This window comes from Streptomyces sp. MP131-18 (genome assembly GCF_001984575.1).
GTDB lineage: Bacteria > Actinomycetota > Actinomycetes > Streptomycetales > Streptomycetaceae > Streptomyces > Streptomyces johnsoniae.
Window position 1 is genome coordinate 6,245,928 of record NZ_LZNS01000001.1, and the last position, 4,474, is coordinate 6,250,401.

Sequence of the window (4,474 nt, forward strand, 5' to 3'; positions counted from 1 at the left end):
CCAGCAGAGGCAGGACGTCGTGTTCGGGGGCGCGTAGGGAGATCATGGCGCCGGTTGGGGGGAGGTCCTGCATGAGGGTGCCGCGGGCGGCGACGAGTTGGGCGGTGTGGTCGAGGGTGAGGATGCCGGCGATGTGGGCGGCGGTGAGTTCGCCGATGGAGTGGCCGGTGAGGTAGTCGGGGGTGATGCCGAAGGATTCGACCAGGCGGTAGAGCGCGGTTTCCAGGGCGAAGAGTGCGGCCTGGGTGTAGCGGGTCTGGTTCAGCAGGGTGGGGTCGTCGGCGAAGACGACATCCTTGAGCGCGTGTTGGGCGTTGAGGTGGGTGTCCAGGGCGGTGCATGCCTGGTCGAACGCGGTCTGGAAGGCGGGGTAGGTGTCGTACAGGGCACGGCCCATGCCCGCGCGTTGGGCGCCCTGGCCGGTGAACAGGAACGCGACCTTCCCCGCCTCCTGAGGCGCCTGCTGGTACTCACCGGCACGCAGGCTCGCGACAAGTTCGTCACGAGTGGAGCCTACGGCGACGGCGTGGTGCTCGAACGCCGTGGTGCCGGAAGCCGCCAGGGAAGAGGCGATATCGACCGGACGCAGATCGGGGTGCGCAGCGACATGATCGAGCAGGCGCTGAACCTGCTCGCGCAGCGCCTCTTCAGTTCTGGCGGACAAGAACCAGGGGAGCGGGCCGGCCCGGAGCGCCGACTCCGTGTGCGCTCCCGGTGCTTCACCGGCCGGAGCCTGTTCCAGGATCAAATGACCGTTGGTGCCGCTGATGCCGAAGGAGGAGATGGCGGCGCGGCGGGGGCGGTCGCCGGTGCTCGGCCAGGGGCGGGGTTGGGTGAGGAGTTGGACGTTGCCGCTGTCCCAGTCGATGTGGGGGCTGGGTTCGTCGGCGTGCAGAGTGCGGGGGAGGGTGGCGTGGCGCATGGCCTGGATCATTTTGATGACCCCGCCGATGCCTGCCGCGGCCTGCGTGTGTCCGATGTTGGATTTCAGCGAGCCGAGCCACAGGGGCTGGTCCTCGGGCCGGTGCTGGCCGTAGGTGGCCAGCAGGGCCTGGGCCTCGATGGGGTCGCCGAGGGTGGTGCCGGTGCCGTGGGCCTCTACCGCGTCGATGTCGTCCGGGGCGAGACCCGCGTTGGCCAGTGCGGCGTGGATGACGCGTTGCTGGGAGGGGCCGTTGGGGGCGGTGAGGCCGTTGCTCGCACCATCCTGGTTGATCGCGGTGCCGCGGATGACGGCCAGGACCGTGTGCCCGTTGGCCTGCGCGTCGGAGAGGCGTTCCAGCAGGACCATGCCCGCGCCCTCGGCCCACGCCACGCCATCAGCCGCGGCGGAGAACGACTTGCACCGGCCATCGGGAGCCAGCCCACGCTGCCGCCCGAACTCCACGAACATCCCCGGCGTCGACATGATGGTGACGCCCCCGGCCAGCGCCAGCGAACACTCACCACTACGGAGTGCGTGCGCCGCCTGGTGCATCGCCACCAGCGAAGAGGAACAGGCGGTGTCGACCGTCACCGCCGGGCCCTCAAGACCGAACGTGTACGCGAGACGCCCGGAAGCGATGCTGACGCCGTTGCCGGTCAGCAGGTAGCCGCTCAGTCCTTCATCGCCCTCATGCAGGCGCGGGCCGTACTCCTGGGCGATAGCGCCCACGAACACGCCGGTATCGCTGCCGCGCAGCCGCTCCGGGCTGACCCGGGCGCGCTGAATCGCCTCCCAGGCCGTTTCGAGAAGAACGCGCTGCTGAGGGTCCATCGCCGCGGCTTCACGCGGGCTGATCCCGAAGAACTCCGGGTCGAACTCGGCGGCGTCGTAAAGGAATCCACCCTCGCGGGTATAGGTCTTCCCCGGCGCGCCGGGGACCGGGTCGAAGAGGTTGTCGAGGTCCCAGCCCCGGTCCTCGGGGAACGCCCCTACCGCGTCACGCCCCTCCATCACCAGGTCCCACAGAGCATCGGGGGTGTTCGCGCCGCCGGGGAAGCGGCAGGCCATCCCGACGACGGCAATGGGCTCGTTCGTGGCGGCCGTCGTGCCGCGCGGCGCGCGCGGCTTCGGTGCGGCGGCGGCCGTCTCGGCGAGCGTGGCGCGGAGATGGGCGGCGAGCACGGTGGGCGTCGGGTAGTCGAACAGCAGCGTGGACGGCAGCCGCATCCCGGACGCCTTGTTGAGCGCGTTACGCAGATCCACGGAACTGAGGGAGTCGAACCCGAGATCCTTGAACGGAGTATTCGGATTGACCGTCTCGGGAGAACTGTGGCCGAGGACCGTGGCGATGTGGCCGCGAAGGAACGTCAGCAGGATGCGCTGCTGCTCCGGCTCCGGGTGCCCGGCGAGCGACTGGCGCAGGGTGTTGCTGTCCTGGGCGGCCCGGGTGCTGGTGCGGCGCGGGGCGCGGACGAGCCCCTGGAACATGGGGGTGTGCGTGGGGGCGTGCATGCGGAGCGTGGCGAGGTCGAGCTTGGCCGGGATGAGCACCGGGTGGGACGTGCTGAGCGCGGTGTCGAAGTGGGCCAGCCCATGTCCTGGAGTGAGCGGAAGCAGCCCGTTGCGGCTCATGCGGGCGCGGTTCTGCTCATCCAGGGTGCCGGCCATGCCACCGGCGGCGTGTTCCCACAGTCCCCAGGCGAGGGAGTGCGCGGGCAGCCCCTGGGCGCGCCGGTGGTGGGCCAGGGCGTCGAGGAACGCGTTCGCGGCGGCGTAGTTGGCCTGCCCCGGGGCGCCGACGGTGCCGACCGCGGAGGAGAAGAGAACGAACGCGTCGAGGTCGGCGCCGCGCGTGAGCTGGTGGAGATTCCAGGCGGCGTCCGTCTTCGGACGCAGGACATCGCCAAGACGCTGGGGAGTGAGAGCGGTGGTGATGCCGTCGTCGAGCACTCCGGCGCAGTGGATCACGGTGCCCAGCGGGTGTTCCTGCGGCAGCGAGGCGAGGAGGGACTCCAGTGCGGCCCTGTCGGTGGCGTCGCAGGCGGCGATGGTGACGCTGGCACCGAGTGCGGTGAGGCCGGCGAGGTGGCTGCCCTGCGCTCGCGGGCCTCGGCGGCTGGTGAGGAGGAGGTGCTTGGCGCCGTGCGCGCTGACCAGATGGTGGGCCAGGAGGGCGCCCAGGGCGCCGGTGCCCCCGGTGATGAGAACGGTCTTGTCGGGATCGAACGGCGAGGGCGCGCCCGCGGCCGGGGCCGGGGCGTCGGCACGGGTGAGGCGAGGGGCGAGGAACTGACCGTCGCGGATGGCGAGCTGGGGCTGACCGGTGGCCACCGCGGCGGGCAGGGCCTGTAGCGAGGTCTCGCTGTCGTCGAGGTCGATGAGGGCGAACCGGTCCGGGTGTTCCGCCTGGACCGACCGGATGAGCCCCCAGGCCGACGCGGCGGGCATGTCGACCCGTTCCTCATCGCCGCCGGTGGAAGCGGCGCGCCGGGTCAGAATGACCAGCCGGGAGTCGGCCTCCTCGTCCGCGATCACCGACTGGGCCAGCCGCAGCACATGCTGCGTGAGCGCGTGCGTCGCCGCCACCGGGTCGGCGCCATCTCGTGAAACACACCAAGTGACACGTACCCGCCGACCGTCCGAGTCCTGCCCGACGGCCTCCAGGGGCACGTCCTGGACGGGGGGCGCGGAGATGAGGTGCTCGCTGTCCGGACCGGCGGACTCGGCCCACGTGCCGTTGATGGCGGCGGGGGCGACGCGCTCGGGAGTGGAGAGCGGAGCCCAGCTGACTCCGTACAGCTCCCCGGTGTCGGCGGCGCGCGCGGTGGCGAGCTGCTCGGGCGCCACCTCCCGCAAGTCGAGGGCATCGACGGTCAGCACCGGCGCGCCCGCGGAATCGGCGATGGCGACGGAAGCCGTGTCCGGGCCGGTCCGGGTGAGGCGGACGCGCAGAGAGCTGGCTCCAGTCGCGTGCAGCGTCACGCCGTTCCAGGCGAACGGAATACGAACCGAGTTGTTCGCCGCATCCTGTGCGGTGACCAGCGGGGCCGGCTGGATCGCGGAGTCGAGCAGTCCTGGGTGAATCCCGTAGGTGCCGGGGTCGGCGTCGGAGGGGAGGGACACCTCGGTCCAGATGGTGTCGCCGTCCTGCCAGGCAGCGCGCAGGCTGCGGAACAGCGGTCCGTATCCGAGGCCGGCGTCGGTGATCCAGCTGTAGAACCACTCGCGATCGACGGGTTCCGCGGTGGCCGGGGGCCAAGCGCCGCCGGTGAGCAGGACATCCGTCTGCGGGGGGTTCTGCTCCTGAGCGGTGAGTGCGCCGGTGGCGTGGAGGGTCCAGACGTTGTCGGCCGGGGCGTTCTCGCTGCGGGAGTAGACGGAGAAGGAGTGCCGGTCGGCGTCGTCGGCGGCTTCGATCAGGACGCGGAGTTGGAGTGCTCCGTGGTCGGGTACGGCGAGGAAGATGTGGTGGGTGAGTTCGTCGATCTGGTTGCAGCCGATGTGGTGGGCGGCGTGGAGGAGGAGGTCGACGAAGGCGACGCCGGGGAC

1 protein-coding gene is annotated in these 4,474 nt (G+C 71.1%); it reads right to left on the reverse strand.

The genetic code is table 11. The features are described from left to right. Nucleotides 1–4,474 (reverse strand): SDR family NAD(P)-dependent oxidoreductase (locus tag STBA_RS28140; protein ID WP_171987802.1); only part of this gene is annotated, 4,474 nt, incomplete at both ends.